This is a genomic window from Nonomuraea sp. NPDC052265 (assembly GCF_044547985.1).
GTDB lineage: Bacteria > Actinomycetota > Actinomycetes > Streptosporangiales > Streptosporangiaceae > Nonomuraea.
Genome location: NZ_JBIUBJ010000001.1, coordinates 62063 through 81419 on the forward strand (window position 1 = coordinate 62063; position 19357 = coordinate 81419).

A 19357-nucleotide genomic window follows, 5' to 3' on the forward strand; every position below is an offset into this window, starting at 1 on the left:
ATCAGTTCCATCACATCACCGGGTCCTTGCGGCCTGGAGTTCGGCGCGCAGGGCCGGCGTGAGCGCCTGTCCCGCCCTGTCTACCAGCAGCGTCATCTGGTACGCCACCAGCCCCATGTCACAATCCGGACCCGCCAGCACCGTCAGCACCGAACCGTCGCTGATCGCCATGACCAGGAGCAGCCCGCGCTGCATCTCGACGACGGTCTGCGACACCGCGCCGCCCTCGAACACCCTGGACGCGCCCACGGTCAGGCTCAGCAGACCGGCGGAGACCGCCGCGAGCTGGTCGGCCCGGTCCGGCGGGAAGCCCTCCGAGGCGGCCAGGCACAGGCCGTCGGCGGAGACGACCACGGCGTGCGCGACCCCCGGAGTGTTGCGCACGAAGTCGGTGATCAGCCAGTCGAAGCGGTTCGCTTCATGGCTCAGCGTTGTCACGCATCCTCCCCAGCGGGACGCTTACTCACTCTGTTCCTCCTGTCCACGTACTTCCTGGCGGCCCCGTCGCACACCCTTTTGGTAGCTGGCCATACGGCTGCGCATCCGGTCGGCTGAGACCGGGGGCACCGGCGGCTGCGACTGCTGAGCCTGCTGCTGAGCGGGCTGGCTCGCCGTGCCGGGGACCAGATTGGCCTTGGGGGTGCGCTTGGGGAGCCCCGCGGCGGTCACGCCGCCGAGGCTGGGCTCGCTGGCTTTGGCCGCCGCACGCCAACCGGCGTCCGCGGCCGTCTGCCACGCTTCCTCCCCAGAGGGTACGGCTTGCGCAGGCCTCGCCTCACCGCCGGTTTCGCCGGACGAGGGCGCCTCGGGCGCCGACTCCCCCGGCGGCCTGCGGAACCACGCGGACTCCACCGACGCGAAGATCGGCAGAAACTCCTCCTGCTCCGGCTCCATCGGCGAGACCTCCACCGAGGGAGCCGGGTCGGGACGGCGTACGTCGTTCGTCCCGTAGTTCGTCGCGTACGGCGGCGGCGTCGGGAACGTCCCCCCGTTCGCCGGGTACGACGGGAACGAGCCGGTGCCCGACGACAGCGACGGGTAGGCCCCGGAGTCGAACGAGGACGGCTGCCGCCGGTAGGAGCCGCCGTCGGTGTCGGCGGTGAAGCCGTTGACCGGACGGCCCGGGTCGGAGTTGAACGCCCCGAGCCCGTGCCTCGGCGCCGGCGGCGGGTTGTCGAAGGACGACGGCCCGGAGGACGCGCTGTCGAAAGGCCCGGACGGCGCGGAGGGCGCGCTGTCGAAAGGCCCGGACGGCGCCGAGGGGGCGCTGTCGAAGGCCCCCGACGGCCCGGCGCCGAACCTGGCCGAGTCGCCAGGACCCGGCCTGGACCCGTTCGCCTCGACCGAGTCGAAGCTGCCGAACGACCGGAACGAGCCGTTCTGCGAGGGCGGCGTCACCGTCCCGCCGCCGAACGCCGGACGCTGTGGCAGCGGCTGCTGCATGCCGTCGGCGATCAGCGTGGGCGGCAGCAGCACCATGGCGATCAGGCCGGCGCCCTCGCCCTTCCTGAGCTGCACCCGGATGCCGTGGCGCAGCGCCAGGCGGCCGACCACGAACAGGCCCATGCGGCGGGAGACCGACACGTCCACGACCGGCGGCTCGGCCAGGCGGCGGTTGGCCTCGGCCAGCTCCTCCTCGGTCATGCTGATGCCGGAGTCGCTCACCGACAGCAGCGCGCCGCCGCCCTCGATGAGGCTGCTGGACACCAGGACCTGGGAGTTGCTCGGGGAGAACTGGATCGCGTTCTCGACCAGCTCGGCCACCAGGTGGACGAGGTCGTTGGCGGCGCTGCCCTGCACGGACGTGGCCCGGTGGACCTTGACCTGGACGCGCTCGTAGCCCTCGACCTCCGACAGCGCGGCGCGCACGACGTCGACCAGCTTGGCCGGCTGGCTGCGCCGGCGGGTGGCCTCGTGTCCGGCGAGGACCAGCAGGTTCTCGGAGTTGCGGCGCATGCGGGTGGCCAGGTGGTCGAGCTTGAACAGGTCGGACAGGCGGCCGCCGTCCTGCTCGCCCTTCTCCAGGCCGTCGATCAGCGAGATCTGCCGCTCGACCAGCGTCTGGGTGCGGCGCGAGAGGTTGACGAACATCGAGCTGATGTTGCTGCGGAGCTCGGCCTCCTCGCCGGCGAGGCGTACGGCCTGGCGGTGGACCTGGTCGAAGGCCCGCGCGACCTCGCCGATCTCGTCCTGGCCCTCGACCTCGATCGGGCGCACCTCGGTGCTGGCCTCGCCCGAGACGCGGAGCTGGCGCACCACGTCGGGGAGCCGGAAGCCGGCGATCTCCAGGGCCTCCGTGCGCAGCCGGCGCAGCGGGCCGACCATCGAACGGGCGATGGCCACGGTGAGCAGCAGCACGATCAGCAGCAGCGCCAGGATCAGCACACCGGCGATGATGGCGTTGCGGATCTCGGACTCGCGCAGCTCCTGGCTGCGCAGGTTCACCTTGTCGGCGAGGTCCTTCTCGATCTCGTGCAGGACGCCGATCGCGACCGTGTTGTCGGCGAACCACTGCTCGCGGGCGTTGGACCGGGAGGAGATCAGGTTGTCGGCGATCCGCACGCCCGGAGCCCGGCCGCTGGCCAGCGTGACCGCGCGGGCCTTGGTGAGCTGGACGTTGACGTACTCGTTCTTGCCGGTCAGCAGCTTCGACAGCTGCAGGCCGATCTCCACGCCGGCCTCGGCGCCCACGGTGGCGATGTCGCTCTGCTCGCGGGCGTTGGAGGCGATGAACCGCTCGACGTCCTTGGCGTCGACGCGGTCGACGTTGTAGGAGTTCTTCAGCAGCTGCACGCGCTGGCGGGACATCTCCTCCTTGGCCTGCGCGAGCGCGCTCAGGGCGCGGAAGTGGCCGATGATCTGGGAGTCGTCCGAGAGCAGGGCCAGCTCGTCGTGCAGCTTGAGCAGGGTGTCGGTCAGGAAGTCGTACCGGATGGTGTCGGCCTGGCCCTCGGCGCGGATCTTGGCCAGCCGGCTGAGGTCGTACTTGGCCTGGCCTGCGGCCTTGACGACGCGTTCGCCGTAGGACTCGTCCATGGTGTCGAGGTCCTGGCGGACGCTCGTGACCAGCTTGTCGACGGCGGCCTTGTACTCGTTGAGCTCGCCCGCCTTCGACTTGCGGAGCTTGGGATAGGCGCCGATCCAGCCCCCCGTGTCACGCTCCAGGCCGAGTGCCTGCACCAGGTCCCGGATCCGGCCCGACTGCTCGGCCGCGGTGGCCGTACGGTCGTAGTCGCCGATGCTCTGGACCGAGCCGACCACACGCGCTCCCCCGAGCACGACGCCGGCGATGGTGGGCACGAGGATGAGCGCCGTCAGACGCCATCTCACGCGCCAGTTGCGTAGGCCGAGCCGAGGCAGCGACCGCTTCCCGCGGTCCCGCCTCGCGGCATGGCCGCTGTCGGAATTCCCCGTGATCACTGCTTTCGGTACCCCTCAATCGTCCCGTTCAACGACGGGTGTTCAAGCCGTCCACAAGGTATCCGCAGTATCCGACTTATCAGGCATTTCGGACACAATCGTTACATATGTGACCGACAGTTGTTCACTGTTGGTTATCGCAATGCGGCCAGCACCTGATCGTGGACTTGAGCTCGCTGCGCGCTGTCGCTGAGGGGGCGACCGGCGCGGTCCACGACATAGAAGACGTCCACCGCCTCCGCGCCGAGAGTCTCCACGCGAGCGGCTCTCACGTCAAGACCGCACTCCCCGAACGCCCGTCCGATGCGCCACAGGAGCCCCGGCCTGTCATGGGCCCTGACTTCCACCACGGTGGCCGTCGCTGAGGCGTCGTCGACCAGTGTCACCCGAGGTGGAGCCACAGGTACCCGGGGCGGCCGGACGGACCGGCTCCTGCGGGCCAGCCGCTGCTCGATGTCAAGACGGCCGGCAAGGACGAGACGGAGGTCGGCCTCCAGGGTCGCGGGGTCGGGCGGGGAGCCGTACTCGGGCACGACGGCGAACTCGATGACCGCCGTGCCGCCCGCCGACGCGGCCGACGCCGAGCGCACCACCATCCGGTGGGCGGCCAGCACCCCGGCGGCGCTCCACAGCAGCCCGGCCCGGTCGGGGGCGACGACCGTGACCGCCCCGCCGTTGACCCGGACCGCCCCGCCGCCGTGCCGGGCCAGCGCGGCCTGCTCGGGCGGGATCGAGGGCGCCTTGGGCGGCGGCGAGCCCGACAACACGGACCTGACCCGGCGGACGAGATCGGCGACCAGGCCGGCCTTCCAGGCGTTCCAGGCGGCCGGCCCGGTCGCGTTGCCGTCGGCGACCGCCAGCGCGGCCAGCAGGTCGAGCACCTCGCGGGAGCCGACCGTGGCGGCGACCTTCTCGATCGTGACCGGGTCGTCCAGGTCCCTGCGGGTGGCGGTCTCGGGCAGCAGCAGGTGGTGGCGTACGACGGTGGCCAGCGTCTCGACGTCATGGGCGGGCAGCCCCAAGCGGCCGGCGATGTCGCGGACCACGACCTCGCCCGTCTGCGAGTGGTCGCCCGGCCAGCCCTTGCCGATGTCGTGCAGCAGCGCGCCGATCAGCAGCAGGTCGGGACGGGAGACCTCGCGGGTGTGCCCGGCGGCGTTCGCGGCGGCCTCGATCAGGTGCCGGTCCACGGTGAAGCGGTGGATGGGATTGCGCTGCGGACGGTGCCGTACGCGCTCCCAGTCAGGAAGCAGCTTGACAAGGACGCCCGCCTGGTCGAGCTCCTCCCACACGGGCACGGCGGCCCGCCCGGCGCCGAGAATCGACACCAGCGCGTCGCGTGCCTCCTCGGGCCACGGCACCGGCATGGAAGCCGACTGAGCGGCCAGGACGGACACCGTGGCAGGCGCCAGCGGCAGCCCCGAGTCCGCCGCGGCGGCGGCCGCCCGCAGCACCAGGACGGGGTCCTTGCGCGGGTCGGCGCCCCTGGCGAGCACCACCTCCCCGCCGTGCTCGACCACGCCGTCGGCCAGCGGACGGCGCCCGCGCGGGACCGGTCCTGACAGCAGTTTGTCAACCGTGCGCCAGGTGGCGTCGAAGGCGTGGGAGACGGTCCGGCCCGCCTCGGCGAGCCTGCGCATGAGGGCCTCGGCGTCGAGCAGGCCGAGCAGCCCGGCCACCGCGTCCTGCTCCTGGAGCACCAGCCGGTCGGCACCGCGCGCGGTGACGACGTGCAGCGCGTGCCGCACGTCGAGGATGAACTCGTGCGCCTCGCGCGCCCGCGGCCCGGGGGCCGAGGCCACCCACGCCGCCGCCACGGCCTGCATGGCCTGGACGTCGCGGAGCCCGCCGCGGCCGTCCTTGAGGTCGGGTTCGAGGAGGAAGGCCAGCTCGCCGCTGACCTGCGCCCGGTGGTCGGCCGACGCGCGCAGCTCGCCCAGCCTGCGCCGCGAGTCGGCCCGCCACTCGGCCAGCACCGCCTCCCTGGCCTTCCTGGTCAGCTCGGGGTCGCCGGCGACGTGCCTGGCCTGGATGAGGCCGAGCACGGCCTTGAGATCCTGCCTGGCCACGGCCACGGCCTCCGCCACGGTCCGCACGGAGTGGTCGAGGCCGACGGCGGAGTCCCAGATGGGGTACCAGATGCGGTCGGCGATCCGGGCCACGTCGGCCCGCCCGTCGTGCAGCAGGACCAGGTCCAGGTCGCTGCCCGGGGCCGGCTCGCCGCGCCCGAGACTGCCGACGGCGACCAGGGAGACCTGGTCGCCGTCGCTCGCCGTCCTGAAGAGGTCCTTGAGCCAGCGGTCGGTGTCCGCGGTCCGTTCCTTGCGGGCCGCGGCGTACGAACGCGCCTCTCCCCTCACAGGGCCTCCGGCCCTCGCTCTCCGGTGCGTACGCGGACGACCGTGTCGACGGGCACGGACCAGACCTTGCCGTCGCCGATCTTGCCGGTGTGGGCCGCCTTGACGATGACGTCGAGGACGTCCTCGGCGTCGTCCTCCTCGGCCAGCACCTCCAGGCGCACCTTGGGCACCAGGTCCACCTGGTACTCGGCGCCGCGGTAGACCTCGGTGTGGCCGCGCTGGCGGCCGTAGCCGCTGGCCTCGCTGACCGTCATGCCCTTGACGCCGAACTGCTCCAGCGCCGCCTTGACGTCGTCGAGCTTGAACGGCTTGATGATCGCGGTGATGAGCCTCATGCCTCCACCTTCTTGGGAGCCGGAGCCGGAGCCGGGGTGAGCGGACCGTTCGGGGTGGTCACGCCGGAGGCGTAGACCGTGCCGAGGTCGTACCCGGTCTCGGCGTGCGTGGTGACGTCGATGCCGGTGAGCTCGTCCTCGGCGGAGATGCGGAAGCCCATCGTCCTGTCGATGAGCTTGCCGACGATCCAGGTGGCGACGAAGGAGTAGCCGCCGATCGCGACCGGGCCGAGCACCTGCAGCCCGAGCTGGCCGAGGCCGCCGCCGTAGAACAGGCCCTTGCTCTGCTGGTCGAGGAAGGGATAGGCGGCCAGGAACCCGAGCGAGACCGCGCCTATGACGCCGCCGACCAGGTGCACGCCGACCACGTCGAGCGAGTCGTCGAAGCCCAGCCGGTACTTCAGGCCCACGGCGTAGGCGCAGACGGCCCCGGCGGCCAGGCCGATGACCATCGCGGCCCACGGGTCCACGAAGCCGCAGGCCGGTGTGATGGCGACCAGGCCGGCGACCGCGCCGGAGGCGACGCCGAGGCTGGTGGCGTGGCCGTCGCGCAGCTTCTCCACCACGAGCCAGGCGCCGGCGGCGACCGCGGTGGCGATCTGGGTGTTCATGAACGCGAGCCCGGCGGTGCCGTCCACGGCCAGCTCCGAGCCGGCGTTGAAGCCGAACCAGCCGAACCACAGCAGGCCCGCGCCGAGCAGCACCAGCGTGAGGTTGTGCGGCCGCATCGGCTCCTTGCGCCAGCCCTTGCGCTTGCCGATCACCAGGGCCAGGGCCAGCGCCGCGGCGCCGGCGTTGATGTGCACGACGGTTCCGCCGGCGAAGTCCTCGATGCCCATGGTGTTGAGCCAGCCGGTGCCCCACACCCAGTGGGCGACCGGGAAGTAGACCACGGTGGCCCAGACGACGGTGAACAACATCCACGCGCCGAACTTCGCCCGGTCCGCGATCGCGCCGCTGATCAGGGCGACGGTGATGATGGCGAACGTCAGCTGGAAGGCCGAGAAGACCAGGCTCGGCATGCCGGTGCCGTCGTCCTTGGTGGCCGTGTCGACCAGGCTCTGCAGGCCCAGGGCGTCGAAGCCGCCGACGATGTTGTTGAGCACCGTGCTGCCGTTGTCGGTGAAGGCGATCGAGTGCCCGAACAGCACCCAGGCCACGGTGACCGTGATGATGGCGCCGAACGACATCATCATCATGTTCAGGACGCTCTTGGCCCTGGTCATGCCCCCGTAGAAGAACGCGAGGCCCGGAGTCATCAGCAACACCAGCGCGGTGGCCGCGAGCATCCAGGCTGTGGTGCCGCTATCGATCTTCACGACGCGACCCTCCTTACATGTGACGTGTTGCCACAGCGTGTTCGGCCGGGGTTTCGTGGCTCGACCTGGAGTGTTTCGCATGCGTGAATCTCGTCGGCACGGTGTTTCGGGTAAGTTTCGGCCCCCTCACACGCTTCGATCCGGCCATGAGATACTTAGGGTTGCCTAACCTAATAGATCAAGGAATCCTCATGCGTCTCCGGCTTCTGGCCCTGCTTCCCGTCCTCGCCCTGGCCGCCTGCGGCACCTCGACCGGCACGGAGGACGCCGGCCCCACCCGGACGGTCGAGCACGCCATGGGTGAGAGCGAAGTGCCGATGACCCCCAAGCGGGTGGTCGTGCTCGACACCGACAAGCTGGACACGATGGTCTCCCTCGGGATGGCCCCCGTCGGCGCGGCCCAGGCGGGCGAGAACCAGACCTGGCCGGAGTACCTCGGCTCGGCGCTGTCGGCCACCAAGCCGGTCGGCACGCTCCAGCAGCCCAACATCGAGGCGATCATGGCGCTCAAGCCGGACCTCATCCTGGGCTCGAAGTTCCGCCAGGCCGCCTTCTACGACAAGCTCAGCAAGATCGCGCCGACCGTGTTCACCGAGAAGGTGGGCGTCACCTGGAAGGAGAACTTCCTGCTGGACGCCGAGGCCCTGGGCAAGAAGGAGCAGGCGTCCGGGCTGCTGTCGTCGTACGAGCAGCGGGCCAAGGAGGTGGGCGCGAAGTTCTCCGAGCTGTCGGTGAGCATCGTGCGCTTCATGCCCACCGAGATCCGCGTGTACGGCCCCGAGTCGTTCAGCGGCATCGTGGTCGGCGACGCCGGCGTCCAGCGGCCGGAGGCCCAGCGCCTGGCCGACCAGGACGACAAGCGCTTCGGCAAGCTGAGCCAGGAGAACATCGCCAAGGCCGACGGCGACGCGATCTTCTACAGCGCCTACGGCGAGGCCGCCGCCAAGTCGCAGGCCACGGTGACCGGCGGCCCGCTGTGGAAGAACCTGGCCGCGGTGAAGGCCGGCCACGCCCACGACGTGGACGACGAGATCTGGATGACCGGCATCGGCGTCACCGCCGCCGGCAAGATCCTCGACGACCTGGAGAAGTACCTCAGCCCCCTGGCCTGACGGCGTCGCCCTGGGCGATCCGGCCGGGGCGCAGCACCCGCGCGTAGACGCCCGCGCACGCCTGGAGCCCGGCGTCCAGGACCTCGACCCGGTTGTGCCGGGCGACCACGCGCAGCGCCTCGATGTCGCGGCCGAGCGCGCCGTGGGCCAGCGTCGGCACCGCGCAGCGCGGGCTGGGCACGATGACCTGGAGCACGACCTCGTCCCCGACGTGCAGCTCGCGCCCCACCCAGTCGTTCTCGGCGAAGCCCTCCGCCTCGGTCCTGATGACCAGGTTGGGCCGGTAGCGGAGGGCTTCGACGTGCCCGCGCGGGCTGAGCTCGCCGATGCGGTCGATCGTCGAGGTGGAGATCAGGTGCAGGGGCGCGAAGTCGAAGAACGTGCCCTCCGGCGAGGCCCCGCCGAGCGTGCCCACCGTGTACGGCACCTCCGCCTCGATGCCCTCGGCCAGCACCCGTTCGGGCACCGACCGCTCCAGCTCTGCGCCCTCCGGCGGCACGTCGATCAGCCGCACCTCGCGGCCGAGCAGCTTCGACAGCTCCGCGTCGCCCGGCGCGCGGGCGCCTTCGACGGTCAGCAGGTCGCGCCACAGCCTCGGGTTCTTGGCGCTGGCGATCTTCCCCGTGGCGACGTCGAGCACCGCCCGGCCCCGGTCGCCGGTCAGGCCGCGCTCGGTCACCTCGCTCTCGGCGATCTCCTCGCCCAGCATCGACTTGACCGGATAGCGGCGCAACGCCTCGACGTACATGATCGAGAGCTTACGGGCGGCCCCAGAAGCGGCGCAGGTGGGGAACCAGCTCGGCGGCCCGCTCGTCGGGGAAGAACAGCCGGCCGCCCTCGATCTCGACGACCTCCTTCACGCCGGGGATCGTGTCGCGCAGCCAGTGGGCCCAGCTCACGTCGAAGAACGTGTCGCCGGTGCCCCACACGACCAGCGTCGGCACGGTGAGCACGGTGAGCTGAGGCTCGATGGCGACCATGTCCTCGGCGTCGATCGAGGTCAGCAGGCGTTCGAAGGCGCGCCCGCCGCCGGGCTTGGCCAGGATCGGGCGCAGGTAGGCGTCGACCAGCGCGGCGGGGTCGTCGATGTGCTCGTAGCCGGCGCCCAGGGCGGTCCTGGCCAGCAGCTCGGGATGGTCGAGCACGGCGGCCACGAGCCCCGCCAGCTCGCCCCTGACGGCCAGCTCGACGGTGTCCTTGAACGCCTCGGGCGGGGTGTTGGTGTGCACGTCGCAGTTGGTGAGGGTGAGCGAGCGCAGCCGGGCGGGGTGGCGGACCGCGAAGACCTGGGCCACGGCGCCGCCGGTGTCGTTGGCCACGAGGTCGACCTCGTCCAGGCCGAGCCCGGCGCACAGCTCCTCCACGGCCTCGGCCAGCGCGGGGATGGACAGGTCGTCGCGCGGCTCGCTGCCGCCGTGCAACGGCAGGTCGACGGCCACGCAGCGGCGCTCGTCGCGCAGCTCGGCGATGACGTTGCGCCACAGGTACGAGCTGGTGCCCACGCCGTGCACGAACAAGGTGACCGGGCCCTGGCCCACGTCAACGCAGGTGATGCCGTCCATGACCACTCCTCCAGGATTGCAGACCGACTGTCGGTCTAGGAAATTACCGACCGTCGGTCGGTTTGTCTAGAGTGGGGGCATGAACCTCAAGGCGGAGCGCGGCGCGGCCACCCGCGACAAGGTCCTCGCCATCGCCACGCGGCTGTTCGCCGAGCGGGGCTACGACGACACGTCGATCGAGACCGTGCTGCAGGAGTCGGGGCTGAGCCGCGGGGCGCTCTACCACCACTACGCGGGCAAGGACGCGCTGTTCGAGGCGGTGCTGGAGGCCACCGAGTCGGCCATCGGCGTCAAGATCGCCAAGGCGGTGCGCGGCATCGGCGACCCGGCGGCGGCGCTGCGGGCGGGCGCGCTGGCCTGGGTCAGGCTCGCGGGCGATCCGGTGATCCGGCGCATCGTGCTCATCGACGCCCCCGCGGTGCTGGGGTGGGAGAGCTGGCGGGCGATGGAGGAGCGTTACTCGTTCGGCATGCTGAAGGCGGCCCTGCAGGCGACCGGGGCGGTGCCCGACGAGTTCGTCGACCTGCACGCCCACATGCTGCTGGCCGCCATCAACGAGAGCGCCCTGCTGGTCGCCAGGGGCGGCGACACGGCGACGGCGGAGTCGGCCGTGGAGGAGTTCCTGCGCCGCGTCCTCAGGCCGTAGAAGGCCCTCAGGGCCCTGGAAACGGCGGCGCCGCCCGGGGAGGCCGGGCGGCGGCGCCGAAGAGGCGGAGAAAGATCAGGCGGCGGCGTTGGCCATGCGGCGCAGTCGGGCCAGGGCGTCGCGCTCGATGCGGCGGGCGCGGTCGCGGCCGATGCCGTAACGCTCCCCCACCTCGGTCAGCGTGTGCTCGCGCCCGTCGACCAGGCCGTAGCGCCACCGCAGCATCTCGCTGGTGTCGCCCTCCAGGTCGGTGAGCCACTGGTCGAGCCGCTCGCGCTCAAGGATGTCGATGGCCTGCTGCTCGGGATCGGCCCACGTCTCGTCGGCGATCATGTCGCCGAGCTCGGTCTCGTCCTCGTCGCCCACGCCGAGCTGCAGCGACACCGGGTCGGAGGCCCAGCGGCGCAGCTCGCGCACCCGCTCGATCGGCAGGTCGAGGATCTCGGCGAGGTCGCCGTCGGTCGGCTCGGCGTCGAACTCGGCCAGCAGGTCGCGGCGCACCCGCATGAGCCGGGTCATCTGCTCGCCGGCGTGCGTCGGCAGCCGGACCGGACGGGCCTGCTCGTGGATGGCCCGTCCGACCGACTGCCTGATCCACCACGTGGCGTAGGTGGAGAACTTGTACCCCCGCCGGTAGTCGAACTTCTCGACCGCTCGCACCAGGCCCAGGTTCCCCTCCTGGACCAGGTCGATGAGCGGCATCCCCCGACCCGAGTACTTCCGGGCCACCGCCACCACCAGGCGCAGGTTGGCCTGGATGAACTCGTCCTTCGCCCGCTGGCCCGAGATGGCCAGGCGCTCCAGCTCCTCGTCGGCCGCGTCCCCGATCCGCGGCTCGGAGCCTCCGCTGTCAAGAAGCTGCTCGGCGAACAGGCCCGCCTCGATCCGTTTGGCGAGCTCCACCTCTTCCTCCGCCGTGAGCAGCGGGACCCGGCCGATCTCGGCCAGATACGTCCCCAGCAGGTCGCGGTCAGCGACGTGCTGCTCCTGCGTGCGACTCCCCGTAGGCCTTGCCATCCCCTGGCACCTCGTTCCGCAGCTGCGTCCTATATCCGGCCAACGTCCGGCCGGAAGCAAAGATTCCCTAAACAGCTACGCCAGAGGGAGGGTCTTGAACGTCCTCCTAAAGGAGGAGACCCGCCTGAAACACCTGGTGGACAAGGGGAACACCGGGCCTGTAGGCCAGATGGACATAGGAGGGGGCGTCGAGCACGACCAGGTCCGCGCGGGCTCCCTGACGCAACCACCCTACGTCCGTACGGCGCAGCGCGCGGGCCCCGCCGTACGTCGCCGCCCGCACCGCCTCCAGCGGCGTCATGCCCATCTCGCGCACCGCCAGCGCCACGCAGAACGGCATCGACGAGGTGAACGACGAGCCCGGGTTGCAGTCGGTGGCCAGCGCGACCGTGACGCCCGCGTCGATGAGCCGCCGCGCGTCGGGATAGGGCGACCGCGTGGAGAACTCGGCCCCCGGCAACAACGTCGCCACCGTGCCGCTCGCCGCGAGCGCGTCGACGTCGGCCGCCGACAGGTGGGTGCAGTGGTCGGCCGAGGCCGCGCCCAGCTCGCAGGCGATGCGCACGCCGGGCCCCTCGGTGAGCTGGTTGGCGTGCACCCGGGCCTGGAGCCCGGCCTTGATCCCGGCGTTCAGGATCTCCCTGGTCTGGTCGCCGTCGAACGCGCCGCGCTCGCAGAAGACGTCCACCCATTTGGCGTAGGGGGCGCAGGCGTCGAGCATCTCGCCCGTGACCAGCCGGACGTAGTCGTCGGCGTCCGCGCCTTCGGGCACGACGTGCGCGCCGAGGTAGGTGGTCTCGTCGGTGAGGGTGGTGGCGATCTCCAGGGAGCGGCGCTCGTGCTCGGCCGAGAGCCCGTAGCCGCTCTTGATCTCCACGGTGGTGGTGCCCTGGGCGAGCATCTCCTCCACCAGGGCGCGGGCGTGCGTGGCCAGGTCGGCGTCGCTCGCCGCGCGGGTGGCGGCGACGGTCGTCCTGATGCCCCCGCCGGTGTACGGCTGCCCCGACATGCGGGCCTGGAACTCGGCCGTGCGGTCGCCGGCGAAGATCAGGTGGGCGTGGCTGTCCACGAACCCGGGCAGCACGGCCCGGCCGCCGACGTGCACGCGCTCGTCGGCGTCGGGCGCCTGGGCGGCGGGGCCCAGCCAGGCCACCACGCCGTCCGCGACGACCAGCGCCGCGTCGATGATCTCCTCGCGCTCGGGGTCGCCGGTGTAGAGCAGCCCGATCCCGTCGATCAGCGTGGTCATCGCACTTTTCCTATCGCCTCGGAGAGCATGGATCCGACGTCGCCCAGTTCGTGGCGGCCCTGCGCGACCACCCTGCGTCCGCCGGAGACCACCGAGTGCACGTCGGAGGCCGTGGCCGCGAACACCACCGCCTCCAGCCCGCCGATGCCCGCCGTGCGCACCGAGTCGAGGCGGACCGACACCAGGTCGGCCCACGCCCCGGGGATGAGGCGGCCGGCGTCGGCGAAGCCGAGCGAGGTGTGCCCGGCGCCGGTGGCGGCGGTGAGCAGGTCGGCGGCGCTCCAGTGGCCGCGCCGCTCGCTGGTCAGCCGCTCGTCGAGCTCGACCGCGCGGGCCTCCTCGAACAGGTCGATCACGGCGTGGCCGTCGGAGCCGAGCGTGATCGGCGTGCCCCGGTCGGCCGCCGCCCTGGCCGGGCCGACGCCGTCGGCGAGGTCGCGCTCGGTGGTGGGGCACATGCAGATGTACGTGCCCGACTGGCCGAGCAGCTCCACGTCGGAGTCGGTCAGATGGGTGGCGTGCACGGCGGTCGAGCGCGGGCCCAGCACGCCGCGCTCGTGCAGGATCTGGACCGGGGTGGCGGCGTACGTCTCGGCGCAGGCCGCGTTCTCGGCGCGCTGCTCGGAGACGTGCACGTGCAGCGGGGCGGCGTGCCGGTGGGAGAACTCGGCCACCACCGGCATCTGGTCGGGCGGCACCGCGCGCACCGAGTGGACGGCGGCCCCGATCTCCACGTCGTGCTGCCCCTCGTAGGCGGCGGCCAGCTCGTCGGCGCGGGCGGCCCAGCCGTGGGTGCTGCCGTCGCTGAAGCGGAGCTGGGTGCCCGACAGCGGCACGCCGATGCCGCCGGACAGGTAGCAGGTGTCGAGCAGCGTGATGCGCAGCCCGGCCTCGCGGGCGGCCTGGATGAGCGCGTGGCTCATCACGTTCCTGTCCTCGTACGGGCGGCCGTCGGGGGCGTGGTGCAGGTAGTGGAACTCGCCCACGCAGGTCACCCCGGCCAGCGCCATCTCGGCGTAGACGGCCCTGGCGAGCTGGAAGTAGGTGTCGGGGTCGAGCTTGCCGGCGACCTCGTACATCTGGTCGCGCCAGGTCCAGAAGTCGCCCTTGCCACGCTGGGTGGCACCGCGCAGGGCCCGGTGGAAGGCGTGGGAATGGGCGTTGGCCAGGCCGGGGATGGTCAGGCCTGGCAGCCGCTCGGCCGAACCGGGCTCCCCTCGGGCGATCCGGGCGATCCGGGCGCCTTCGACCTCGATGAGGACGCCATGGGCGACCCCGTCGGGCAACCAGGCCTGCTCGCACCAGTAGGTCAGCGACACAGATCCTCCAGCACGTCCGCGAGTGCCACCACTCCCGCATGGCAGTCTGCCTGGTCGGCGTGCTCCTCGGGGGAATGGGACACGCCGGTGGGGTTGCGTACGAACAACATCGCGCTCGGGACGCCCGCCGTGGCGAGGATTCCGGCGTCGTGACCCGCTCCGGTCGGCAGGATCGGCGCGGGCGTGTCGCCGCCCGCCACGCGGGCCAGCCGGTCCCTGAGCGCGGCGCCGAAGGCGACCTCGGGGGTCCACGACTCCTCGCGCACGTCCGCCCCGGCCGCCGCGGAGAGCTCCTCGACCAGGGCGCGGACCGCGGGCTCCGCCGGGCCTCGGGCGTCCAGCCAGGCCGAGACCAGCCCGGGGACGGCGTTGGCGTTGCCGGGCGAGACGCGGGTCTTGCCGACCGTGGCCACCACGTCGTGCCGCTCGGCCGCCTCGCGGGCGGCCAGCACCAGGCGGGCGAAGGGCAACATCGGGTCGTCGCGGTCGGCCAGCCGGGTGGTGCCCGCGTGGTCGGCCCTGCCGTGGAAGTCGAACCGCCACCGGCCGTGCGGCCAGATGGCGCTGGCCACGCCCACCGGCCGGCCCTCGTGCACCAGGCCGCGGCCCTGCTCGACGTGGAGCTCGACGAACGTGCCGACGGTGGCCAGGGTCTCGGCGTCGCGCCCGATGGCCTCCGGCTTGCGGCCGGCCCGTGCCATGACGTCGGCCAGCGTGTCGCCCTCGTCGTCGGTGAGCGCGAGCGCGCGTTCCGGGGTGAGCGCGCCGGTGAGCAGCCGGGAGCCCATGCACGGCATGCCGAACCTGGCTCCCTCCTCGTCGGTGAAGCAGGCGACGCCGACCGGCCTGCCCGGCGTGACCTGCCGTTCGCGCAGCAGGTCGAGGGCGGCGAAGGCGGACACCACGCCGAGCGGGCCGTCGAAGGCGCCGCCGTGGCGCACCGAGTCGAGGTGGCTGCCGGTGACGACGCCCGGACGGCGCGAGGGGTCGCCCCACCAGGCCCAGAGGTTGCCGTTGCGGTCTTCCCGCAGGTCGAGCCCGCGGCGCGCGGCCTCGCCCGCGAACCACCCGCGTAGCTCCATGTCGGCGGCCGACCAGGCGTCTCTCACGTATCCGCCGGAGCGGGGATCTCGTCCTATGTGCGCGAGTGGTTCAAGCATGGGTCCACTGTAGTGAATGGATCCATTCAGATGTCAGTTGACCGGGCCCGCGCTCGGTCTGATGGTCAGTTCGGTGAGGTGGGCGTCGGGTCCGGCGTTGATCGTGGCGAGCACCGCCCGCGCCACGCTCTCCGGGGTGAGGTACTTGTCCGGTTCGTACGCGCCGCCCTCCTGGGCTCGTACGCCGCGCTGCATGTCGGTGGCCACCCGGCCCGGATAGACGGTGGTGACCCGCAGCTCGGGCTCCTCCAGGCGCAGCGCGTCGGCGAAGGCGCGCAGGGCGAACTTGCTGGCCGCGTACGAGGCCCACTCGGGGTTGGCCCGCTGCCCCGAGCCGGAGTTCACGCAGACGACGTGCCCCCGGGCGCGGCGCAGCGCGGGCAGCAGCAGCCGGGTCAGCTCGGCGACCGCGACGACGTTGAGCTCCATGGTCGTGCGCCAGTTGTCGGCGGGCTGGTCGGCGATCCGGCCGAGCAGCGCGATCCCGGCGCTGTGCACGAGCACGTCGAGCCGTTCGACGCCGCTGACGTCGGCCTCGGTGAGCCGGGTCAGCTCGACGGGCCAGGGCCGCGCGTCGGGCAGTTCGGCGGCCAGCTTCGCGAGCGCGGGCTCGTCCCTGCCGCCGAGGATGACATGATGCGTGGGGCCCAGCGCCCGCGCCACGGCCTCGCCCACACCACGGGAAGCGCCGGTGACCAGCGCGATCGGTCGTTCAGTCATGCCGCCGAGTTTAGGACCTTGACGATTACTCAAATTTGAGTACAAACTTGAGCACATGTCGGCGTCAACGCGCATCCTGATCCTCGGTTCCCTGCTCGACGGCCCCATGAACGGCTACGGCGTACGCCGCCGGCTGGAGATGATGGGCGCCGACACCTGGGCGAACGTGGCCTTCGGCTCGATCTACCACGGCCTGGGCAAGATGGCCGACGAAGGACTGCTCGCGGTCGTCGAGGCCGGCAGGGGCGGCAAGGTCGTCTACGAGCTGACCGAGGCCGGCCGCTACGAGTTCCACCGGCTGCTCATGCAGAGCTGGTCGGAGGTGCGGCCGGTCGTCGATCCCTTCCAGGTCGCGCTGACGTTCATGAACCGGATGAAAAAGCAGGAGATTCTCGACGTCCTGCATGGCAGGATTCGGCAACTGCGACTGAACATCGAGACCATCGACCACGCGTACGGCACCAAGCAGCGCTACGGCGAGCCCAGGCATCTCGACGAGAACCTCCGCCTGACCCAGGCCGTGCTCCAGGCCCAGCTCGACTGGGTCGAAGGCGCGATCGGCCGGGTCGAGAAGGACGAACTGCCCTGAGGAGAACGATGATCATTGAGGCACGTGAGTTACGCAAGACGTTCACCACCAGGAGCCGCAAGGGCTCCCAGACCGTCGAGGCCGTCCGCGGCATCGACCTCGACGTCGAGAAGGGCGAGATCTTCGGCGTCCTCGGCCCCAACGGCGCCGGCAAGACCACGACGATCCGCATGCTGGCCACGCTGATCACGCCCGACTCCGGCACCGCCGTCATCGCCGGGCACGACCTGCGCAAGGAGCCCGGGGCCGTCCGCCGCAAGCTCGGCTACGTCAGCCAGGCGGGCGGCGTGGAGGAGACCACGAGCGCCCGCGCCCAGATCATGATGGCCGCCAGGATCCACGACGTGGCCGACCCGAAGCAGGCCACGGCCGACGTCCTCGAACGCTTCGACCTGACCGAGATGGCCGACCGGCCCGGCCGGACGCTCTCCGGCGGCCAGAAGCGGCGGGTGGCCGTCGCGCTCGGGCTGGTGCACGCCCCGCCGCTGCTCTTCCTCGACGAACCCACCACCGGCCTCGACCCGCAGAACCGCGCGAACCTCTGGGACCGCATCAGGCAGCTCCGCGAGGCCGGCACGAGCGTGCTGCTCAGCACCCACTACCTCGACGAGGCCGACGCGCTCTGCGACCGGCTGGTGATCGTGGACCACGGGCGGATCGTGGCCGAGGGCACGCCCGGCGAGCTCAAGCGCGAGGTCTCCGGCGACGTCGTCACGCTGCGGCTGGACGACCCGGAACGGGCCGCCGAGGCGCTCAGGCCCCTGGCCCGCGAGGTCCGCCTGGACGAGGACGCCCTGCGCGTCTACGTCGACGACGGCGAGCACACGCTGCCCGCGCTGCTGCGCATCCTGGAGGAGCAGGGCATCGGCCTGCGCTCGATCGCGCTCGACCGCTCCACGCTCGACGACGTCTTCCTGGCCAAGACCGGCCGATCCCTCCGCGACACGGGAGCCGCCGCATGATCCGCCACATCGTCCTGTTCACCGGCTACGAGCTGAAGAAGTCCTTCAGCAACCCGGTCTGGCCGCTGTTCGGCATCCTGCAGCCGGTGCTCTACCTGCTGATGTTCGCGCCGCTGCTGAAGGACCTGACGCCGGGCGGGAGCACGGTCGACGCCCTGCGCATGTTCACGCCCGCGTCGATGATGATGATCGCCGTGTTCGGCTCGCTGTTCTCGGGGTTCGGCCTGATCGCCGAGCTGCGCAACGGCTCGCTCGAACGGTACGCCGTCAGCCCCGCCTGGCGGCCGGCCATCGTGCTCGGGCGGGTGGCCAAGGACATGGTCGTGCTGGTCTGCCAGGCGGTCCTGGTGCTGGTCGTGGCCGTGGCCATGGGCGTGCGGATCGGCGGCGTCGAGCTGGTGCTGGTGCTGGCGCTCATGGCGGCGACCGGGCTGTTCGCCTCCGGGCTGTCGCAGGGGCTGGCGCTGACCGTACGCGACGAGAACGGCATGTCGCAGACGCTCAACCTGTTCATGCTGCCGATCATGCTGCTGGCCGGGCTGTTCATCCCGATCTCGTTCGCGCCCGGCTGGATGCGGGCGATCGCGCCGGTCAACCCGCTCTACCACGCGGTCGAGGCCGGGCGGGCGCTGTTCGCCGGGCGGCTGGGCGACTCGTCGATCCCGATCGCGTTCGCGCTGTTCATCGTGCTCGCGGTGCTCACGACGATCTGGTCGATGCGGTCGCTACGCAGGATCGCCGGGTAGGAAGGTGCCGGCCTCGTCGGTCATCCGCTCGTACTCCTCCAGCCTGGCCCGGGTACGCAGCGGCGCGGCGTCGGCCATGGCCTCGACCAGAGCCATGGCCAGCGCCAGGGGGGCCGCGTGGGAGTCGAACACCAGGCGGTCCCCGACCGGGCCGTCGAGCACGACCTCGGCCGGGAAGCCCGGCTTGTCGGTGATCGCGGCCACGCGCAGGCCCAGCTTCTCCGCGTACTCCAGCGCCTGGACGACCTCGGCCGGATAGCGCGGGAGCACCACGGCCACCACCCACTCCGCGCCCGCCCGCCGCGCCGCGTGCAGCCCCTCGACCAGCTCGGAGCCGCCGTGGGTGAGCAGGCGCACGTCGGGGTGGATGCGCCTGGCGTAGTAGGCGAAGGTGGTGGCCAGGCCGCAGGAGACCCGCAGGCCCAGCACGGGCAGCGGCTCGGTGGCGGCGAGCTGCTCGCCCAGCTCCTTGAGCGGGAGCGCGGCCAGCCGCTCGCGGACGACGGCGAGGTTGCGGATCTCGCTGTCGATCGCGTTCCGCAGCAGGCTCTCCTGGGGCGCGACCAAGCCGCCGCCGAGCACCAGCGGGCGCAGCGCCTGGCGCAGCTCGGGATAGCCGGCGAAGCCGAGCACCATGGCGAACCTGGTCACCGACGGCTGGCTGACCCCGGACCGCTCGGCCAGCTCGACGCTGGACAGGAAGATCGCCTCGTCGAGATGCTCGCTCAGGTAGTGGGCGATCCTGCGCTGCACCGGCGACAACCTCCGGCCGTCGAGCAGCATGCCGAGCCCACCGAGATATGCGTCAGCCACGCCACCTCCAACGTTCCTCGCCCTGCAT

At 71.8% G+C, this 19357-nt stretch carries 18 protein-coding genes; 5 read left to right on the forward strand and 13 right to left on the reverse strand.

Annotated elements, in window-relative coordinates:
* Positions 1-15: 15 nt before the first annotated feature.
* From ACIHAD_RS00305 to ACIHAD_RS00325, 5 genes are all read right to left on the reverse strand, one after another.
* Entirely contained in the window at positions 16-438 is a 423-nt protein-coding gene (locus ACIHAD_RS00305; RefSeq protein ID WP_357971168.1) for a roadblock/LC7 domain-containing protein, read from the reverse strand.
* Positions 439-459: 21 nt separating this feature from the next.
* Positions 460-3330: a nitrate- and nitrite sensing domain-containing protein gene (locus ACIHAD_RS00310; protein WP_397352115.1), complete on the reverse strand. Its 2871-nt coding sequence runs from the start codon at positions 3328-3330 to the stop codon at positions 460-462.
* 224 nt (positions 3331-3554) lie between these two features.
* Positions 3555-5780: a [protein-PII] uridylyltransferase gene (locus ACIHAD_RS00315; protein WP_397352116.1), complete on the reverse strand. Its 2226-nt coding sequence runs from the start codon at positions 5778-5780 to the stop codon at positions 3555-3557.
* A complete protein-coding gene (locus tag ACIHAD_RS00320; protein ID WP_357695321.1) occupies positions 5777-6115 on the reverse strand; it encodes a P-II family nitrogen regulator in 339 nt (112 codons plus the stop codon). Before ACIHAD_RS00320 ends, ACIHAD_RS00315 begins: the two co-directional genes overlap by 4 nt.
* Entirely contained in the window at positions 6112-7434 is a 1323-nt protein-coding gene (locus ACIHAD_RS00325) for an ammonium transporter (RefSeq protein ID WP_397352117.1), read from the reverse strand. Before ACIHAD_RS00325 ends, ACIHAD_RS00320 begins: the two co-directional genes overlap by 4 nt.
* A gap of 191 nt (positions 7435-7625) precedes the next feature.
* Between ACIHAD_RS00325 and ACIHAD_RS00330 the strand changes: the two genes are divergently transcribed.
* On the forward strand, positions 7626-8546 hold the full coding sequence (locus ACIHAD_RS00330) for an ABC transporter substrate-binding protein (protein ID WP_397352118.1): 921 nt from the start codon (positions 7626-7628) through the stop codon (positions 8544-8546).
* Here ACIHAD_RS00330 and ACIHAD_RS00335 read toward each other — a convergent pair.
* Positions 8530-9294, reverse strand: a complete 765-nt coding sequence (locus tag ACIHAD_RS00335; protein ID WP_397352119.1) for an MOSC domain-containing protein — start codon at positions 9292-9294, stop codon at positions 8530-8532. The two genes, ACIHAD_RS00330 and ACIHAD_RS00335, sit on opposite strands and share 17 nt — an antisense overlap.
* 10 nt (positions 9295-9304) lie before the next feature.
* The gene (locus tag ACIHAD_RS00340; protein ID WP_397352120.1) at positions 9305-10108 is read right to left on the reverse strand and encodes an alpha/beta fold hydrolase; all 804 of its coding nucleotides are present in this window, start codon (positions 10106-10108) and stop codon (positions 9305-9307) included.
* A 79-nt stretch (positions 10109-10187) separates the two neighbouring features.
* On the opposite strand from ACIHAD_RS00340, the gene ACIHAD_RS00345 reads away from it, so the two are divergent.
* Entirely contained in the window at positions 10188-10754 is a 567-nt protein-coding gene (locus ACIHAD_RS00345) for a TetR/AcrR family transcriptional regulator (protein ID WP_397352121.1), read from the forward strand.
* Positions 10755-10829: 75 nt separating this feature from the next.
* Here the strand turns inward: ACIHAD_RS00345 and ACIHAD_RS00350 are convergent, their stop codons facing one another.
* The 5 genes from ACIHAD_RS00350 to ACIHAD_RS00370 form a co-directional block, all read right to left on the reverse strand.
* A complete protein-coding gene (locus ACIHAD_RS00350) occupies positions 10830-11771 on the reverse strand; it encodes an RNA polymerase sigma factor RpoD/SigA (protein ID WP_397352122.1) in 942 nt (313 codons plus the stop codon).
* Between the two features lie 106 nt (positions 11772-11877).
* Complete coding sequence (hutI, locus tag ACIHAD_RS00355; protein WP_397352123.1) at positions 11878-13020, reverse strand: imidazolonepropionase; 1143 nt, start codon at positions 13018-13020, stop codon at positions 11878-11880.
* Positions 13017-14339, reverse strand: a complete 1323-nt coding sequence (locus tag ACIHAD_RS00360; RefSeq protein WP_397352124.1) for a formimidoylglutamate deiminase — start codon at positions 14337-14339, stop codon at positions 13017-13019. Before ACIHAD_RS00360 ends, hutI begins: the two co-directional genes overlap by 4 nt.
* Positions 14330-15499 carry an allantoate amidohydrolase gene (locus ACIHAD_RS00365; protein WP_397352125.1) on the reverse strand — a complete coding sequence of 390 codons (1170 nt, stop codon included), beginning with the start codon at positions 15497-15499 and terminating at the stop codon, positions 14330-14332. Before ACIHAD_RS00365 ends, ACIHAD_RS00360 begins: the two co-directional genes overlap by 10 nt.
* A 33-nt stretch (positions 15500-15532) precedes the next feature.
* Positions 15533-16219 carry an SDR family oxidoreductase gene (locus tag ACIHAD_RS00370; protein ID WP_397352126.1) on the reverse strand — a complete coding sequence of 229 codons (687 nt, stop codon included), beginning with the start codon at positions 16217-16219 and terminating at the stop codon, positions 15533-15535.
* Between the two features lie 55 nt (positions 16220-16274).
* Here ACIHAD_RS00370 and ACIHAD_RS00375 point away from each other — a divergent pair, with 55 nt between their 5' ends.
* Genes ACIHAD_RS00375 through ACIHAD_RS00385 form a run of 3 tightly spaced genes read left to right on the forward strand, consistent with a single transcriptional unit; the run spans position 16275 to position 18516 of the window.
* Positions 16275-16808, forward strand: coding sequence for a PadR family transcriptional regulator (locus ACIHAD_RS00375; protein ID WP_397352127.1), 534 nt, complete (start codon positions 16275-16277; stop codon positions 16806-16808).
* Between the two features lie 8 nt (positions 16809-16816).
* Positions 16817-17770: an ATP-binding cassette domain-containing protein gene (locus tag ACIHAD_RS00380; RefSeq protein ID WP_397352128.1), complete on the forward strand. Its 954-nt coding sequence runs from the start codon at positions 16817-16819 to the stop codon at positions 17768-17770.
* On the forward strand, positions 17767-18516 hold the full coding sequence (locus tag ACIHAD_RS00385; protein WP_397352129.1) for an ABC transporter permease: 750 nt from the start codon (positions 17767-17769) through the stop codon (positions 18514-18516). Before ACIHAD_RS00380 ends, ACIHAD_RS00385 begins: the two co-directional genes overlap by 4 nt.
* Here ACIHAD_RS00385 and ACIHAD_RS00390 read toward each other — a convergent pair.
* On the reverse strand, positions 18496-19329 hold the full coding sequence (locus ACIHAD_RS00390; RefSeq protein WP_397352130.1) for a MurR/RpiR family transcriptional regulator: 834 nt from the start codon (positions 19327-19329) through the stop codon (positions 18496-18498). The genes ACIHAD_RS00385 and ACIHAD_RS00390 overlap by 21 nt on opposite strands.
* Positions 19330-19357: the final 28 nt, after the last annotated feature.